Below are 16,449 nucleotides of genomic sequence, written 5' to 3'. Positions count from 1 at the left end.
TTGGAGGGTAGAATCGGTCATGGCGTATCCACTCTTGTTGGTTGAGATCTTGGTCGTGATCAATCAACAGGATACGCCACCCTTCCTACTTCCTCCCATACACCAGAAGTCACCATAGCTCATGCAATACCTATCCATCCACTTCCCTTGCCTTCCGTAAGAACCCACCATAGGCCACTGTAGAGTACGGTACGCAGTAACAAAGCGTGCCAGGGAGGCGGCTGCCATTGTCCCAGCCACCCAGTTAATCGCTTGGTATCAAAGCGCATTGCTTGCAGCGCGAGTAATAAACAGTATCTCCACGTCGTCTAACCATTCGATATCGCTAGCGAGCGCTTTTAGCTGGCTGGCAAGGCATTGTGGAGGCTGGTTCACCGCATCATCAATAATCAATGAAACCGAGACCTTGTCATTCAGGTAATGCAGCTGCAGCTCGGTGAGAGTATGCCAGATGGGTAAATCCGACCAGCGTTGGTCCAAGGCAGCTTCCACCTCGGGGCGCAGCGGCAAGCCGGGAAAACGGCTGGGATCGCCCTCGCCTTGGTCGTCTTCGGGGTCGATGTGAAAGGTCACATCGGTCAGTGCCGGGTAGGTACGCCTCAGGCGCCGGCTGACTTCATTGCCGATCTCATGAGCCTCCGAAACACTGATGCGCGAGCCTACCACGACATGCAGATCGACCATGGCCCAGCCTGCCGATTGGCGCGTTCTCAGGTCATGCACGTTTTCAACGCCCGGCACGCTTTCAGCAACTTCATGCATCTTGTGTTGCGCATCTTCGGGCAAGGCGGTATCCACCAGTTCCCGGGCGGACTCCCACAACAGGTCCCACCCCACCTTGCCCACCAGCAGACCCACGATAATCGCGGCAACCGCATCCAACCAGCCCAAGCCAAACTGCGCGCCAATCAACGCCACCAGGACAACGGCGGTAGAGAGGGCATCGCTGCGCGAGTGCCAGGCATTGGCTTCCAAAAGCCTGGACTGCACGCGTTTGGCAACGCGCATGGTATAGCGAAAGATCCATTCTTTGCTGAGCAGGGCGATGAGCGTAATACCAATGGCGATAATCCCGGGTGCGTTGACCTCGGTGCCGCTGAGCAGACGATTCAGGCTCGACCAGGCAATACCCCCGGCGACGAAGATCAGTACGCTGCCGAGCAGCAGGGTCGCCAAGGTCTCGATCCGGCCGTGACCGTAATGGTGGTCCTTGTCAGGCTCCTGACGCCCGTAGTGAATAGCCGCCAGGACAAAACCATCGGTCACCAGGTCTGAAAGGGAATGGATGCCATCGGCGATCAGTGCCGCCGAGCCAACAAGAAAGCCCACCGCAACTTTGACAATACTCAGCAAGCCGTCCAGCCAGGCACCGATATAGGTAACCCGCTTGGCCTCGTGGGTGTTTTGGTTCTGTGGTGCCATGGAGTGACTCATTACCAACGTCGCAAGAAATTTCGATTAACGATATTAAGGCTTCGTCGTTCACATCGCTACTCCAGGCAATGTACGATCAAAGCCCACGGACAAATCAGCCAGGTAAGTGTATCCTTTTGGATTGTTTGCGTTACATAATGTGATTAGTCAGCGTTTCTTTTCTACAGACAGTTTACTTCGGGAAGGTTTATGGATTGGCTTCAGATTGTTGTCTTGGCGGTGATTCAAGGGCTCACCGAGTTCCTGCCTGTTTCCAGTTCCGCTCACTTGATTCTGGTGCCGGAACTGACGCCTTGGGATGATCAAGGGCTAGCGTTTGATGTCGCGCTGCATATCGGCAGTCTCACGGCGGTGGTGGTGTATTTTCGTCATGAATTATGGCGCGTGCTGCAAAGCAGCCTGGCTGCGGTGAGCGGCAAGGGCGTGGACGAAGATGCCCGGCTGGGGTTCTGGGTGGCCTTGGCCACTCTACCGGTGTGTGTCGTCGGGCTGGTGTTTCATGACCTGATTTCCTCGAGCATGCGCGCCACGCTGATTATCGGCATCAGTCTGATCGGCTTCGGCCTGTTGTTGGGCTATGCCGATTTTCGTAAGCGAGGAACGCGGACGGAATACCAGCTGGGGTGGAAAGATGCCGTGTGGATCGGGGGTGCCCAGGTATTGGCCTTGATTCCCGGAACCTCACGCTCAGGCATTACCATTACCGCTGCGCTAATGTTGGGGATGAGCCGGGAAGGTGCCGCACGCTTCTCGTTTCTGATGTCGATTCCGGTGATCGTGTTGGCTGGTGGTTTGGAGACGGTAGGCTTGTTTCGCCAACCCCAGCTGATCGATTGGCCCGCGATGATTTGGGGTACGCTATTATCCGGGCTTAGCGCCTATCTGTGTATTCATTACTTTCTGGTGCTGATCAAGAAAGTCGGTATGCAGCCTTTCGTGGTCTATCGCGTGGTATTCGGGATCTGGTTGCTTTGGTTCTTTCATTTCTGAATTTTTCATTTCTGAATTTTTCATTTCTAAGGGCAAGGTAAATATAATGAAGCACGATGGGCTTCGGACGTTACTGGCAGGGTGTCTCGGCGTGGTGTTGATCGCGCTTACCGGTTGTTCGGAAAACGACCGGCCGCTGGAATCACCGGTACGTCTGGAAGGGAGTATTTTCGGTAGCTTTTATCAGCTGACCGTCGTTGACCCTTTGACACAAGGCCAGGCCCGCGAGCTCGAGACAGGCTTGGTGGAGGAACTGGAGCGCGTGGATCAGGCCATGTCCACCTACCGTGATGATTCCGAACTGGTCATTTTCAGCCGGGCGCCGCTGAATGAATGGCAACCGCTCTCCAATGAACTGATTGATGTTATGGCGATCAGCCAGACGGTTGCCGAAGCCAGCCAAGGCGCCTTTGATGTCACTGTTGGGGGCTTGGTCAACTTGTGGAGTTTCGGTCCTGAAGCGCGCCCAAGCAAGACGCCTGACGAAGCCGTGTTGCAGCAGCGGCTGGAGGAAGTCGGCTATGACGCCCTAGACGTCGATACCCAGAACATGCAGGCACGGCGTACCCGGGATGTGTTCATCGATCTTTCCGCCGTCGCCAAAGGGCACGGTACCGACCGGGCCGCAGCGTACCTGGATAACCAGGATATCGAGCATTACCTGATCAACATCGGGGGCGAGCTGGCTGTGCGTGGCTATCGCGACCATCAGCAACAGACACCTTGGCGAATCGGTATAGAAGTACCCGAAGACGGACGACAGCAAGCCCAGCATGTTTTACCGCTGCACGAGGTCTCGGTGGCGACGTCGGGCGACTATCGCAACTACTTTGAACAAGACGGTCGGCGTTTTTCACACACTATCGACCCACGTACCGGAAAACCGATCGACCATCAACTGGCCTCGGTGTCGGTGGTGCATCCCTCCAATGCCTGGGCGGACGCCTGGGCCACGGCCTTGATGGTATTGGGAGAGAAAGAGGGCATGGCGCTGGCACAGGAACAGAAGCTCAAGGTATTGATGCTGATACGCGACGAGAATGATTGGAAAAGTGTGGCCAGCCCTGCCTTTGCCGACCACTTCGGGGCTGAATTGCTCGATGAACTGGAAATCGTGCATGGCGACGCTGAGCCACTCGGCACTGATAATGAGGAGTAACATGCACGAACTCGATGTGGTGATACTGGCAGCGGGAAAGGGCACACGGATGCGCTCCAATCGTCCCAAGGTGCTGCATAGCCTGGCGGGAAAACCGATGGTGCGCCATGTATTGGACACTGCCGACAAGCTGACCCCTGAGCGCTTGCACGTGGTGATCGGCCACGGCGCCGAGCAACTTCGTGAAGCCTTGGCCGACACTCAGGCTCGCTTCGTGCTGCAAGCGGAACAGAAAGGCACCGGCCATGCCGTGGCGCAGGCGCTCGATGGCCTGGGGAGCGGCAAGGTGTTGGTGCTCTACGGGGATGTGCCCTTGATTCGCCGCGACACCCTGGCGGCGTTGCTGGATCAAGTCGATGAACAGCATATGGGGCTGTTGACGGTCACCTTGCCAGACTCCTCCGGCTACGGGCGAATCTTGCGTAATGCCGAAGGCGAGGCGGTGGCGATCGTCGAGCACAAGGATGCCTCGGAAAACGAGCGCGCAGTGAAGGAGTGCAATACCGGCATCATGGCCATGACTGCCAAGCAGCTCAAGCGCTGGTTGCCGCGGCTTTCCGCCGAGAATGCACAGGGGGAATATTACCTGACCGATGTGATTGCCATGGCCGCCGCTGATGGCGTCAAGGTGGCCACCGCCCAGCCGGCAACGGCAGTGGAAGTGGAGGGGGTCAACAACCGTGCCCAGATGGCGCGCCTGGAACGGGCCTATCAACTCGGGGTGGCTGAAACCTTGATGGAGCAAGGCGTGGCGCTGGCCGATCCGGCGCGGCTGGATGTACGCGGCAAGCTGACCTGCGGTCATGATGTCGAGATCGATATCGGCTGTGTCTTCGAAGGCGAGGTGGAGCTGGGAGAGGGCGTGCGTATCGGCCCTTACTGCATGATCCGCAACAGTACTCTGGGCGCTGAAAGTGTGATCGAGGCCCATAGTGTGATTGATGGCGCCGTGGCGGCGGGGCTCAATCAGATCGGGCCCTTTGCCCGGCTGCGCCCCGGCACGCGCCTGGCGGTCAAGGCAAAGGTCGGCAATTTCGTCGAAACCAAGAATGCCGATGTGGGAGAAGGAAGCAAGATCAATCACTTGAGTTATGTGGGTGACGCCAGTCTGGGGCGAGAGGTCAATGTCGGCGCAGGTACCATTACCTGCAATTACGATGGCGCCAACAAGCATCATACCTGGATGGGTGACGGTGCCTTTATCGGCTCCAACACCGCGCTGGTGGCACCGGTGAGCATCGGCCGAGGCGCGACCATAGGCGCGGGTTCCACCATTGCCAAGGATGTCGCCGACCACTCCTTGGCCGTAACCCGTGGCCGCCAGATCAACAAGCCTGATTGGCCACGCCCAAGCAAGGAAGAACTCTGATATTTCAGGGTCGGTATATCAAGAGCAGATGGTTAGCTAAACAGGGCTCACTGCCCGTTAATGCTCACTGAACAAGGAGAAGGGTATGTGTGGCATCGTCGCAGCCGTGGCGCAACGCAATGTACAAGGCATCTTGCTGGAAGGTCTGAAACGCCTGGAATACCGTGGATACGATTCCGCCGGCATGACCGTACTGCATGACAATCAGCTGACTCGCCATCGGGCTCAAGGCAAGGTGGCGATGCTTGAAGCCTGCCTTACCGAACAGGCCCTGCCGGGTACCTGCGGCATTGCCCATACGCGCTGGGCCACCCATGGTCGCCCCAGTGAAGCCAACGCCCATCCGCATCAGTCCAGTGAGCGGATTGCCGTGGTGCACAACGGCATCATCGAAAATTACCAATCGCTCAAACAATCGCTACGCGACAAGGGTTACCTCTTCACCTCGGAAACCGATACTGAAGTGTTGGCGCATCTTCTGGCCGACACGCAGCAGCAAGGCATGTCACTTTTGGCCGCCGTGCAGCAGTGCCTGGCGACCCTGAAAGGGGCCTATGCGCTGGGCGTGATGAGCACCCGCGACCCCAGCGTGGTGGTGGGGGCACGCCAAGGCAGCCCCTTGGTGGTGGGGGTGGGAATCGACGAGGCTTTTCTAGCCTCCGACCCCTTGGCGCTGCTGCAGGTCACCGACCGCTTTATCTACCTGGAAGAAGGCGATGTGGTGGAGCTGCGTGAAGGTGGAAAAATTTCCCTGTTCGATAGCCGGGGTAACGTCGTCGAGCGCCCGGTGCATACGTTTGAACACGGCGATGGTGCGGCCAGCAAGGGTGACTACCGCCACTACATGCTCAAGGAAATTTTCGAGCAGCCGGAGGTGATAGCCGCCGCCCTGGAAGGCCGCTTGAGTGATGAGGGGGTGCTGGTGGAAAGCTTCGGTCCCGAAGCTGTGGCGCATTTCCAGACGCTCAAGCAAATTCATATCGTCGCCTGCGGCACCAGCTACCATGCGGGCCTGGTGGCACGCTACTGGCTGGAGCGCTACGCCGGCGTGCCGGTGCAGGTGGAAGTGGCCTCCGAATATCGCTATCGTCAGGTGGTGGTACCCGAAGGTACGCTATTCGTCACGCTCTCCCAGTCCGGTGAAACCGCCGATACCCTGGCCGCGCTGCGTTTTGCCAAGACGCGCGGTTACGTGGGCAGCCTGGCGATCTGCAACGTGCCGGGAAGCTCGCTGGTACGCGAATCCGATCTTTGCCTGATGACTCGCGCCGGGCCGGAAATCGGGGTCGCCTCGACCAAGGCATTCACCACGCAACTGGTGGCCCTGATGCTGCTGACCCTGGCCATCGCCCGGGCACAGGGAGGCAAGGTTGACCGCGAGATCATTACCGCCCTTCGCGGCCTGCCAAAGCTATGCCAAGAGGTACTGGCACTGGACCCGGCGATAGAAAGCCTCGCCCAATCCTTTGCCGAAAAGCACCATGCCTTGTTTCTGGGACGTGGCGCGCATTTCCCCATCGCCTTGGAAGGCGCACTCAAGCTCAAGGAAATTTCCTACATTCACGCTGAAGCCTATCCCGCCGGTGAGCTCAAGCACGGCCCCCTGGCGCTGGTCGACAGCGAAATGCCGGTGATTGCCGTGGCACCCAACGATGACCTGCTGGAAAAGCTAAAATCCAACCTCCAGGAAGTGCGTGCCCGGGGCGGGCTCTTGTACGTCTTTGCCGATGAAAGCGTCGGCATGACCGAAGAGCCCGAGGTTCAGGTGCTGACATTACCCTATGTGCATGAAGCCCTGGCTCCGCTGCTCTACACCCTGCCGCTGCAGCTACTCAGCTACCATGTGGCGGTACTCAAGGGCACCGATGTGGACCAGCCGCGCAACCTGGCGAAAAGTGTGACGGTGGAATAGGAGTAAGATAAGGATTCGTGTATTTAGCTGGCCTGCTGCAACTATTTGCCGAAGATTGGCGCCTTGCGACGTAAGAGACCTTAGTGGGCATTTTCCAGCGGTTTGCGTTGTCGGTATACTACCGACTTTGCACGTCATGGCGTCTCGGTCAGACACTGCCGATTACGGCGCCGCCACGCGCGCAATTTGATGAGAAAAACTCAAGAGGTGATGAGAGTGGAATTCAAGCTGATAATGAGCGGTCTGGCGGCGTTGGGCTTCGTCGCGGGGATCTCTACCGCGCAGGCGGAAGTGAATCGTGAGGCAATTGCCGAGCGGCTCAAACCGGTAGGCGAAGTATGTGTCGAAGGGCAAGATTGCGGCACAGCTTCCGCGCCGGCTCAAGCCGCTAGCGGCGGTGGAGATGAAATCGACGGTGCCGGCATCTACAACAATGTCTGCATGGCGTGTCACGAAACCGGTGCCGCCGGCGCGCCGATTCGTGGCGTTGAAGAAGCCTGGATGGACCGAAAAGCTCAAGGTTTCGCCACCTTGCTCGAACACTCTATCAACGGTATCGGCGCCATGCCGCCGCGTGGGGGCAATCCCAACCTTTCCGATGAAGAAATGCGGGCCGCCGTTGCTTACCTGGTGGAACCGGTAATGGACGTGCCCGAGGAAAGTGAGGCCGTCGAAGAAGTGATGGCGGAAGAAGAAGCGACGACTGACGTTACCCTGGTCGATGAGGAAGGGGTTGAAGAGGCTGAAGTTGAACCTGAAGCGGTACACGCAGAAAAAGATAACGGCCTGGATGGCGAGCTGTTGTATGCCAGCAGTGGCTGTAACGTCTGCCATGACAATGGCGTGGCCGGAGCCCCGATTTTGGGTGATGCCGATGCTTGGGCGGCACGTCTGGAAAAAGGGTCTGCCACACTCTATGACCATGCGATTAACGGCTTCAATGCGATGCCGGCCAAGGGGGGTAATCCCAACCTGGCGGATGAAGAAGTGCAGGCGATCGTTGATTATATGATGGCTGAAGCACAATAAGACGCACCTGACAGCGCGGTGATCTAGCCAAAGCGTCTTATCCAGGCGTCTGAACCACAATGGGGTGTCCTTTTCAGGGCACCCCATTGTGGTTTGTGACCTTTTTTAAACCGATGCCGTCACCCCAATAACGAGCGTAGTCCGGCAATGGCATCCTTTCCCCGCGCCTGTTTTTTCTCTGGGTCTTCTTTATCGAGACGTCCTTCCCATTCCAGGTCATCCGCCGGCAGTTCTTCGAGAAAGCGGCTGGGCGCGCAGTCCATCAGCTCTCCATAGGTCTTGCGCTGGCGAGCGAGCGTCAAGGTCAGAGTGCGTCGGGCACGGGTGATACCCACATACGCCAGGCGGCGCTCCTCTTCCACGGTGCCTGCTTCGACGGCATTGCGGTGGGGAAGCAAATCCTCTTCCAGCCCCATCAGATAGACATGCGGAAATTCCAGCCCCTTGGAGGCATGCATGGTGAGTAGCTGAACGCGGTCGGAATCGTCTTCCTCGGCCTGTTGTTCGAGAATGTCGCGCAACACCAGCCGCGAGATGGCGGCTTCCACACCCTCGGTTTCCGTGTCTTCGCTGGCGCTGATATCTTCGGGGTCGCGTTGCATGGATTTTTCCAGCTGGTCGATCAGAATCCATACATTGGCCATGCGGCGTTCAGCCACGGTGGGGGCGCTGGCGTTCTGGTGCAGCCAGGCTTCGTAGTCCATGTCGCGCAGCATGTCGCGTATGGCGGCGATGGCGTCGCCCTTATCCATGCGCTTGCGCACGCCGTCGATAAAGTGGGTGAAGCGCCCCAGGCGTTCCACCGCCCGCTGGGGTAGTTGCTGTTCGAGACCCAGCTCATGACAGGCGGCAAACAGCGAGCCACCCCGTTCGGTGGCATAGTTGGCGAGCTTTTCCAGGGTACCGGGGCCGATCTCGCGACGTGGCACATTGACGATGCGCAAAAAGGCGTTATCGTCCGCCGGGTTGATCAGAAGGCGCAGGTACGCCATGGCGTCCTTGATCTCACCCCGAGAGAAGAAGGAGGTGCCGCCGGAGAGCTTGTAGGGAATCTGGTAATGCTGCAGTTTCAGCTCCAGAAGCCGTGCCTGAAAATTGCCGCGGTAAAGCACCGCAAAATCACGCCATTCGGCGCGTTCCTTGATGCGTCGGGTGAGTATTTCCCCGGCGACGCGTTCGGCTTCGGCCTCCTCGTGGCGGCTGACCACCACCCGAATCGCCGCTCCTTGGCCCATGTCCGACCACAGGGTTTTCTCGTAGACGTGGGGGTTGTTGGCAATCAAGGTGTTGGCCGCACGCAAGATGGTGCCGGTGGAACGGTAGTTCTGCTCCAGCTTGATCAGCTTCAAGCCGGGAAAGTCTTCGCCCAGGGTGACCAGGTTCTCCGGGCGGGCGCCGCGCCAGGCGTAGATCGACTGGTCGTCATCGCCCACCACGGTGAAGGTCGAACGCTCGGCCATCAGCAGCTTGACCAGCAGGTACTGCGAGACATTGGTGTCCTGATACTCGTCGACCAGCATGTAATGAATCTTGCGTCGCCAGCGCGCCAGGGCGTCCGGGTCGCGTTGCAATAACACCACCGGCAGCAGGATCAGATCATCGAAGTCCACGGCGTTATAGGCTTTAAGATGCCGCACATAGGCTTCATAGACCCGGGCGGCAAAGTGGCTGGCGTCATCTTCGGCATGCGAAAGGGCGTCGGTCGGCAATATCAGGTCGTTCTTCCACTGGGAAATCTGATGCTGTACGGCGTTGATCTGTTCAGCGTCGACCTGGGCGTCCTTGTTCATCAGGTCACGCAGCAGCGCCTTGGCGTCTTCAGGGTCGAACAACGAAAATCCCGGCTTGTAGCCCAGCGCCTTCAATTCACCGCGGATGATATTCAGCCCCAGGGTATGGAAGGTGGAAACGGTCAGTCCGTGACCTTCCTTGCCCTTGAGCAGTTGCCCCACCCGCTCCTTCATTTCTCGAGCGGCCTTGTTGGTGAAGGTTACCGCGGTGATCCGCCGGGCACTCATGCCGCATTCCTGCACCAGGTAGGCGATCTTGGTGGTGATCACGCTGGTCTTTCCCGAGCCCGCACCGGCCAGTACCAGGCAAGGGCCATCGATATAGCGCACCGCTTGTTGCTGGCGGGGATTGAGAGCCTTGATTCGCTGGTTGATGCTGGGCGTCATGGCGGCGGTTTTCCTCTACAATCGGCGGCGGTTAATGCGAAAAGCCCAAGGGCTTATTTACACAGGCGAGTGGCATGTTCGAGATAGCGTTGTTTGAACCCCGGGTTGCGCCCAATACCGGCAACATCATGCGTCTGGTGGCCAATAATGGCTGCCGTTTGCATTTGATTGAACCCCTGGGTTTCGATCTGGAAGAAAAGAAGCTGCGCCGTGCCGGTCTGGACTATCGTGACCTCGACAATGTGACACGTCATGCGGATTATGCGAGTTTTATCGGGGCATTGGCCGGGCGGCGGATTCTGGCGTTGACCACCCAGGGCACCCGGGCGTATAGCGACTGCACGTTCGAACCCGGGGATGTGTTGCTGTTCGGCTCGGAAACCGCCGGGTTGCCGGCGCATGTGCATCAAAGCCTGCCGGAGCAGCAGCGCCTGCGCATCCCCATGCAGCCCAATAACCGTAGCCTGAACTTGTCCAATGCGGTGGCCATCGTCAGTTATGAAGCCTGGCGCCAGCAAGGGTTTGCCGGCGCTATGGATCACTCGATACCGTAACGCTCGCGGTAAGCGCGAATGGCCTCGGCGTGGGGTTGCATGTCACTCCCGCCCTGGCTTTCCAGATAAGCCAGCACCTGCGCCAAGGTGACGATGCTGACCACCGGCATGGCATAAGTGGCTTCGACTTCCTGGATGGCGCTACGCTGAAGAAGGCCTTCGCTGCCCTGAGCGCGTTCCTGGCGATCCAGAGCGATCACCACCCCGGCCGCGCGTGCGCCGCTTGCCTTGATCAGTTGCATGACTTCGCCGATCGCGGTACCGGCGGTGATTACATCGTCGATAATCAGGATATCGCCTTCAAGCGGTGCGCCGACGATATTGCCGCCTTCGCCATGGGTCTTGGCTTCCTTGCGATTGAAGGCATAAGGCATATCGTGGGCGTGATGGTCGGCCAGGGCGACCGCCGTCGTGGCAGCGAGGGGGATGCCCTTGTAGGCCGGGCCGAACAGAACATCGGCCTGAATGCCGCTCTCGATGATAGCCTGGGCATAAAAGCGTCCCAGGCGTGCCAGGGCGGAACCGGTCTGAAACAGGCCGGCATTGAAGAAATACGGGCTGACACGCCCGGATTTCAAGGTAAATTCGCCAAATGAGAGTACGCCCTGTGCAATGGCGAACTCGATGAACTCACTCTGATAAGGCTGTAACGGCTTGGCCACGGCTGTCCTCACTGATGGCTGTCCTCACTGATGAGGAGGGCTGGAAATAATAAGGGCTGGAGACTGGGCAAGTTTTGCGGCGGGCGTTTACCCAAACGTCTAAACGTCGGGTATCATACAGCAGCGACGCAAAAGGGACGATCTATGAAAATTGCCAGTATCAACGTCAATGGTATTCGTGACGCCGTCGAGCGAGGCTTCCTGGACTGGCTGGCTCAGCAGGATGCCGACGTGGTCTGCGTGCAGAACATCAAGGCCAAGAGTTTCGAGCTGGAAGACTATATTCTCTATCCAGAAGGCTATGAAGGTTACTTTCTGGATGCCGAAGAAGACGGTTTCTCCGGGGTGGCACTGTATTGCCGCAAGATACCCAAGGCCATCATGTACGGCCTGGGATTTGGTCAGTGTGACCATGAAGGACGCTTTCTGCAGGCCGATTACGACCGTTTCAGCATCGCCACTTTCCTGATGCCCGACGGTAGTGATCAAAAAGCCAAGCAGGCGTTCATGGAGCAGTACCAGGAATATTTGAGCAAGATGGCCAGGAAACGTCGCGAGTACATTATTTGCGGCACCTGGCATGTGGCTCACAAGACCATCGACCTGGCCAACTGGTCCGATAACCAGCTGACCTCAGGCTTTCGACCGGAAGAGCGTGCCTGGATGGATCAGGTGCTCGGCCCCACCGGTTTCATCGATACCTTTCGCGAGATCAATCGCGATGCCGATGAATATACCTGGTGGCCGAAGCTGGATCAGGAAGTGCCGCGCGAACGTCAGGAAGGCTGGCGGATCGATTATCAAATGGTCGGCCCCAATTTCCGCCGCCATGTGGTGGATGCCTGGATCGACTATGACGCCACTTTCTCGGAATATGCCCCGCTGATCGTCGAGTACGACCTGACCCTTTGAGCTTGCATTGAGAGCTTGCACTCAGAACCTTGCAAAAGCACGAAACACCTTGCGTCGCCTTGCACGCCGGCTGTCAGCCGGCGTGCAGCACTATAGGTTCAGGGATATTATGGGGACGCAGTGGTTCTAGTTGCGAATACCCAGCGCTTCCCGCTGATGGTCGCGTAGCTGGTTGCCCGTCTGCTCGGCCAGGTCAAGCATGGCGTTGAGTTCCGCCCGCGTGAAGGTGCCCGCCTCGGCAGTGCCCTGTACTTCAATCAGCGAGCCGTCTTCCGCCATTACCACGTTCATGTCGGTACCCGCGCTGCTGTCTTCCGGATAGTCGAGATCGACCACCGGCACCCCCTTGTAGATACCCACGGAGACCGAGCTGATCAGTTGCTTGAACGGGTCGCTCTTGATCTTCTTCTCGCGCTGCAGATAGCGCAGGGCATCCACCAGTGCCACGCAGCCACCGGTAATCGCCGCGGTACGGGTACCGCCATCGGCCTGGATCACGTCGCAATCGATGGTAATGGTGAACTCGCCCAGTTTCTTCAGGTTCACCGCTGCACGCAGCGAGCGTCCGATCAGCCGCTGGATTTCCAGGGTGCGCCCGCCTTGCTTGCCACGTGTGGCTTCACGCCCGCTTCTGGAGTGCGTGGCGCGCGGCAGCATGCCGTATTCGGCGGTTACCCACCCCTGGTTCTTGCCGCGCAACCAGCGCGGTACTCCGGCTTCCACGCTGGCATTGCACAGCACTTTGGTATCACCGAACTCCACCAGCACCGAGCCTTCGGCATGGCGGGTGTATTCGCGGGTCAGGGTAATTTCACGAGCCTGGTCGGGCTGGCGCCCACTGGGGCGTACAACGTCAGAGCGCATGGAACCTCTCATGATTTGCAGGGAGAATAGTGGAAAACAAAGGAGCGCCATTCTACACACCTTGGGCCGGCCTTATCGGATAGACTGGCGCAAACCGTTGACCGAACAAGGAGCCACGTCAACTACTTCGCCCTAAAGGACGAGGCTTGTGACAGCAAGCCCGGTTGACCAGGGAAAGCGGTAGCCAACCCGCTACGTTTGCAATAGGTCGTCAAGACCCACCGCCGAATGCTTCGCTCAGTTCGGCGCTCTGGAAGATCAGGATCATGCTGGTGAAAGGTAAAGCGCCGAAGGTTCTGGTCGCTACCGCAAGGTAGGAGCCGGTTGCAGACATTCCCGAGGGGAGACAGGTTGGAAGACCTGCGTCACCAGGCCCGTAAGGGTTCTATTTAAGAAGGAGATCGCATGGCGGTGTTCGTATTGGGAAAGAACAAGCAGCCGTTAATGCCGTGTAGCGAAATACGCGCACGGCTATTGCTGGAGCGTGGTCGGGCGGTGGTGGTGAACCTGACGCCTTTCATGATCCGCCTGCGTGATCGCTGCCTGAGTGACTGCACCTTGCAGCCAACCCTGCTGGCTGCCGATCCGGGCAGCAAGGAAACCGGCCTGGCGCTCATGCGCCTGGAAAACAACGCAACGGAAGAAAAGGCACCGGCAACCCGCCATGTGCTTTGCCTGTTTCAGTTGGTGCATCGGGGCTTCCAGATTCGCCAAGCCTTGGAGCAACGTGCCGGTTTTCGGCGTCGGCGTCGCAGCAAGAACCTGCGTTATCGTCAGCCGCGTTTTGATAACCGCACGCGCAAGAAGGGCTGGCTGGCTCCCAGCTTGCAGCATCGTGTCGATACCACCATGGCCTGGGTGGACAAGCTGTGCCGTTGGGCACCCGTGACTCACCTGAGCATGGAGCTGGTGCGTTTCGATCTGCAGAAGATGGAAAACCCGGAGATTTCCGGGGTCGAGTATCAACAAGGTACGCTCCTGGGCTATGAGGTGCGTGAATACCTCCTGGAAAAATGGGGCCGGGAATGCGCCTACTGCGGTACCGGTGATACGCCCCTGGAGATCGAGCATGTGGTAGCGAAATCTCGGGACGGCTCTGGCCGGGTGGCCAACCTGACCATTGCCTGTCACGACTGCAACCAGGCCAAGGACAGCCAGTGGCTTGCTGATTTCTTTGCCACCAACAAGGGACTCAAGAAACGCCTCAAAGCCAATGGCTTGTCGGCGGAAGTCCGCCTCGAGCGCGTCCAGCGCCAGCACAAATTACCGCTGCGGGATGCCACCGCTGTCAATGCCACCCGCTGGGCACTGTTCGGTGCAATGAAGTCCACTGGTCTATCCGTCGCCGTGGGCAGCGGCGGTCGCACCAAGTACAACCGTCAGCGCCTGGGTATTCCCAAGCCCCATGCGCTGGATGCGGCCTGTGTCGGCAAGTTCGACACCCTGAAAGGCTGGCGGGTACCCACCCAGGTCATCAAGGCCATGCGACGCGGCAGTTATCAGCGCACCCGGCTCGACAAGTTCGGCTGTCCGCGTGGCTACCTGATGCGCCAAAAGCAAGTGAAGGGCTTTCAGACCGGCGATAGGGTCAGGGCGATTGTCCCGGCCGGCAAGAAGACCGGCAGCCACACGGGGCGCGTGGCGATTCGCAAGACCGGCAGTTTCAATATTCAGACAGAACAAGGCGCGGTCCAGGGGATTTCCTGGCGCCACTGCACCCTGCTGCAACGCGGTGATGGCTACGGCTACCATCAGATACCCACGACTCAACACTAAAGGAGGCGCGGACAGGGAGCCCCGAGTCGTGCGGCGCACGACGCGCTATCCCTCCCGGCGCTAAAGCAACCGGGTTTCCCGCGCAAAACGATGAAGCACACCTTCCCTGTACACAGCATGACGGCATTTTCCCGCACCGAGCAGGCGGCACCGTGGGGCACTCTGCAAGTCGAGCTACGCTCGGTCAATCAGCGCTATCTGGAGCCACATTTTCGTCTTCACGAAAGCGTGCGTGACCTGGAACCCACGCTGCGCGAAGCACTACGTACTCGCCTGGCGCGGGGCAAGGTGGAATGCAGCCTGCGCTTCGAGCCCGCCGAGACTGCCCAAGCTCCAGCGGTCAACCAAGCGCGGCTGGCGGCGCTGGCTGATGCCCTGAGCGCCGTTCAAGCGCAGGTGCCGAATGCCGTGGCGCCCACCACCCTTGAGCTGTTAAACCAGCCCGGGGTGATGGAAAGCCAGCATCTTGATCAAGAGGCCATCAAAGCCGCCGCAAAGGCGCTGTTCGACCAGGCACTTAACGAATTGCTCGATGCCCGTGCCCGCGAAGGTGAAAAGCTCGCCGAGATGATTCATGCCCGCCTGAAGGGGGTGCGTGAGCAAGTGGTTGTCGTGCGCCGGTTGCTGCCGGAGATTCTCGAGCGTCAGCGTGCCCAGTTGCTGGAACGCCTGGACGTCGCCAAGACCGAACTCGACCCCCAGCGCCTGGAAGCCGAGTTGGTACTGGTCGCCCAGAAAGCCGACGTGGACGAAGAACTCGACCGCCTGGAAGCGCATGCCATCGAGGTGGAGCATCAACTTGGCCAGAAGGGCCCCAAGGGTCGTCGACTGGACTTTCTGATGCAGGAACTCAACCGCGAAGCCAACACCCTCTCGTCAAAATCCGTGGTCGCCGACACCACTCGCTGCGCAGTGGAGCTAAAGGTGCTGATCGAGCAGATGCGCGAGCAGATTCAAAATATTGAGTGAAGCGGTTTATCTAAAAGCGCGTAATACCTCTTACTGAGTCGCGTAGCGCGAAGGGAGAGGATACAAGCGCGGCGTCCGAGAGGACGCTTTGCGTTCAACAATCGGCCTTCAAGAACTTCTTTGCCAAGCGCGCTCGATACCCGCGATTCAAGTCAAAGAAGCAGCGGCAGTCCGCCACCTTTGCCAGTTCGGCATTTGTGTATCGCAACGGCCAGATCACGCTGGCCAAGTGCAAGGAACCGATTAACATCCGCTGGAGCCGCGAGCTTCCGTCAGCCCCCCAGCACCGTCACGGTATCCAAAGACTGGGCGGGGCATCAGTTCGTCCAGATCGGCCGCTGGTACCCTAGCAGCAAGCGCTGCCATGGCTGCGGCTTTGTACTGGAATCCCTGTCGCTTGATGTTCGCATCTGGGACTGCCCCGGCTGCGGCACCCAAGGCATCGACCGCGACGTCAATGCCGCCCGCAACATCCTACAAGCCGGCACCGCGCTGTTAGCCAGTGCCGAGAGTTGAAGCACTACCGAGGGGCACTCGGGAAGTTACGCCTGTGGAGTTTGTGTAAGACCGGCAATGCCAAGGCATTGAGGCGACGGACAGCGAAGCAGGAACCTGGGAGGTAACGACCAGGGAATTCCCTTC

Annotated in this window: 14 protein-coding genes and 1 pseudogene; 10 read left to right on the top strand and 5 right to left on the bottom strand. The window is 58.7% G+C overall.

Annotation, left to right across the window (positions count from 1 at the left end; all coding sequences use genetic code 11):
* Positions 1-258 precede the first annotated feature (258 nt).
* Positions 259-1,422, bottom strand: coding sequence for a cation diffusion facilitator family transporter (locus tag DU506_RS02795; RefSeq protein ID WP_235825410.1), 1,164 nt, complete (start codon positions 1,420-1,422; stop codon positions 259-261).
* Positions 1,423-1,623: 201 nt separating this feature from the next.
* Between DU506_RS02795 and DU506_RS02790 the strand changes: the two genes are divergently transcribed.
* The 5 genes from DU506_RS02790 (at position 1,624) to DU506_RS02770 (ending at position 7,893) form a co-directional block, all read left to right on the top strand.
* Positions 1,624-2,424 (top strand): undecaprenyl-diphosphate phosphatase, encoded by an 801-nt coding sequence (locus DU506_RS02790; RefSeq protein WP_114485425.1) that lies wholly within the window; start codon positions 1,624-1,626, stop codon positions 2,422-2,424.
* Positions 2,425-2,470: 46 nt separating this feature from the next.
* Positions 2,471-3,583 carry an FAD:protein FMN transferase gene (locus DU506_RS02785; protein WP_114485424.1) on the top strand — a complete coding sequence of 371 codons (1,113 nt, stop codon included), beginning with the start codon at positions 2,471-2,473 and terminating at the stop codon, positions 3,581-3,583.
* 1 nt (position 3,584) lies between these two features.
* A complete protein-coding gene (gene glmU / locus DU506_RS02780; protein ID WP_114485423.1) occupies positions 3,585-4,952 on the top strand; it encodes a bifunctional UDP-N-acetylglucosamine diphosphorylase/glucosamine-1-phosphate N-acetyltransferase GlmU in 1,368 nt (455 codons plus the stop codon).
* A gap of 85 nt (positions 4,953-5,037) precedes the next feature.
* Positions 5,038-6,864, top strand: coding sequence for a glutamine--fructose-6-phosphate transaminase (isomerizing) (gene glmS / locus DU506_RS02775; RefSeq protein ID WP_114485422.1), 1,827 nt, complete (start codon positions 5,038-5,040; stop codon positions 6,862-6,864).
* A 189-nt stretch (positions 6,865-7,053) separates the two neighbouring features.
* Positions 7,054-7,893: a c-type cytochrome gene (locus tag DU506_RS02770; protein WP_235825409.1), complete on the top strand. Its 840-nt coding sequence runs from the start codon at positions 7,054-7,056 to the stop codon at positions 7,891-7,893.
* A 119-nt stretch (positions 7,894-8,012) separates the two neighbouring features.
* On the opposite strand, the gene rep is transcribed toward DU506_RS02770, so the two are convergent.
* Entirely contained in the window at positions 8,013-10,070 is a 2,058-nt protein-coding gene (rep, locus tag DU506_RS02765; RefSeq protein ID WP_114485420.1) for a DNA helicase Rep, read from the bottom strand.
* A gap of 74 nt (positions 10,071-10,144) precedes the next feature.
* Between rep and DU506_RS02760 the strand changes: the two genes are divergently transcribed.
* Positions 10,145-10,624: a tRNA (cytidine(34)-2'-O)-methyltransferase gene (locus DU506_RS02760; protein ID WP_114485419.1), complete on the top strand. Its 480-nt coding sequence runs from the start codon at positions 10,145-10,147 to the stop codon at positions 10,622-10,624.
* On the opposite strand, the gene pyrE is transcribed toward DU506_RS02760, so the two are convergent.
* The gene (gene pyrE, locus DU506_RS02755; protein ID WP_114485418.1) at positions 10,609-11,286 is read right to left on the bottom strand and encodes an orotate phosphoribosyltransferase; all 678 of its coding nucleotides are present in this window, start codon (positions 11,284-11,286) and stop codon (positions 10,609-10,611) included. The two genes, DU506_RS02760 and pyrE, sit on opposite strands and share 16 nt — an antisense overlap.
* Before the next feature lie 144 nt (positions 11,287-11,430).
* Here pyrE and DU506_RS02750 point away from each other — a divergent pair, with 144 nt between their 5' ends.
* Positions 11,431-12,198 (top strand): exodeoxyribonuclease III, encoded by a 768-nt coding sequence (locus DU506_RS02750; protein ID WP_114485417.1) that lies wholly within the window; start codon positions 11,431-11,433, stop codon positions 12,196-12,198.
* A gap of 126 nt (positions 12,199-12,324) precedes the next feature.
* On the opposite strand, the gene rph is transcribed toward DU506_RS02750, so the two are convergent.
* Complete coding sequence (gene rph / locus DU506_RS02745) at positions 12,325-13,062, bottom strand: ribonuclease PH (protein WP_114485416.1); 738 nt, start codon at positions 13,060-13,062, stop codon at positions 12,325-12,327.
* 211 nt (positions 13,063-13,273) lie between these two features.
* Positions 13,274-13,396 (bottom strand): hypothetical protein, encoded by a 123-nt coding sequence (locus DU506_RS22430; protein WP_268877298.1) that lies wholly within the window; start codon positions 13,394-13,396, stop codon positions 13,274-13,276.
* A gap of 71 nt (positions 13,397-13,467) precedes the next feature.
* On the opposite strand from DU506_RS22430, the gene iscB reads away from it, so the two are divergent.
* The 3 genes and pseudogenes from iscB to DU506_RS02730 form a co-directional block, all read left to right on the top strand.
* A complete protein-coding gene (gene iscB / locus DU506_RS02740; RefSeq protein ID WP_114485415.1) occupies positions 13,468-14,838 on the top strand; it encodes an RNA-guided endonuclease IscB in 1,371 nt (456 codons plus the stop codon).
* Positions 14,839-14,928: 90 nt separating this feature from the next.
* Positions 14,929-15,807 (top strand): YicC/YloC family endoribonuclease, encoded by an 879-nt coding sequence (locus tag DU506_RS02735; RefSeq protein WP_114485414.1) that lies wholly within the window; start codon positions 14,929-14,931, stop codon positions 15,805-15,807.
* 56 nt (positions 15,808-15,863) lie between these two features.
* Positions 15,864-16,323 (top strand): annotated as a pseudogene (locus DU506_RS02730) (zinc ribbon domain-containing protein); the annotation flags it as partial.
* Positions 16,324-16,449: the final 126 nt, after the last annotated feature.

Source organism: Vreelandella rituensis (assembly GCF_003336665.1).
In the GTDB taxonomy this organism is placed as follows: domain Bacteria; phylum Pseudomonadota; class Gammaproteobacteria; order Pseudomonadales; family Halomonadaceae; genus Vreelandella; species Vreelandella rituensis.
This window is presented reverse-complemented; position numbering and strand designations above follow the sequence as displayed.

Coding starts and splice junctions, on each gene's coding strand:
- glmS (WP_114485422.1), top strand. CDS start 5,038: ATGTGTGGCATCGTCGCAGCCGTGGCGCAACGCAATGTACAAGGCATC.
- DU506_RS02785 (WP_114485424.1), top strand. CDS start 2,471: ATGAAGCACGATGGGCTTCGGACGTTACTGGCAGGGTGTCTCGGCGTG.
- rph (WP_114485416.1), bottom strand. CDS start 13,062: ATGCGCTCTGACGTTGTACGCCCCAGTGGGCGCCAGCCCGACCAGGCT.
- DU506_RS02790 (WP_114485425.1), top strand. CDS start 1,624: ATGGATTGGCTTCAGATTGTTGTCTTGGCGGTGATTCAAGGGCTCACC.
- rep (WP_114485420.1), bottom strand. CDS start 10,070: ATGACGCCCAGCATCAACCAGCGAATCAAGGCTCTCAATCCCCGCCAG.
- DU506_RS02750 (WP_114485417.1), top strand. CDS start 11,431: ATGAAAATTGCCAGTATCAACGTCAATGGTATTCGTGACGCCGTCGAG.
- glmU (WP_114485423.1), top strand. CDS start 3,585: ATGCACGAACTCGATGTGGTGATACTGGCAGCGGGAAAGGGCACACGG.
- DU506_RS02795 (WP_235825410.1), bottom strand. CDS start 1,422: ATGGCACCACAGAACCAAAACACCCACGAGGCCAAGCGGGTTACCTAT.
- DU506_RS02770 (WP_235825409.1), top strand. CDS start 7,054: ATGAGAAAAACTCAAGAGGTGATGAGAGTGGAATTCAAGCTGATAATG.
- DU506_RS22430 (WP_268877298.1), bottom strand. CDS start 13,396: ATGTCTGCAACCGGCTCCTACCTTGCGGTAGCGACCAGAACCTTCGGC.
- DU506_RS02735 (WP_114485414.1), top strand. CDS start 14,929: ATGAAGCACACCTTCCCTGTACACAGCATGACGGCATTTTCCCGCACC.
- DU506_RS02760 (WP_114485419.1), top strand. CDS start 10,145: ATGTTCGAGATAGCGTTGTTTGAACCCCGGGTTGCGCCCAATACCGGC.
- iscB (WP_114485415.1), top strand. CDS start 13,468: ATGGCGGTGTTCGTATTGGGAAAGAACAAGCAGCCGTTAATGCCGTGT.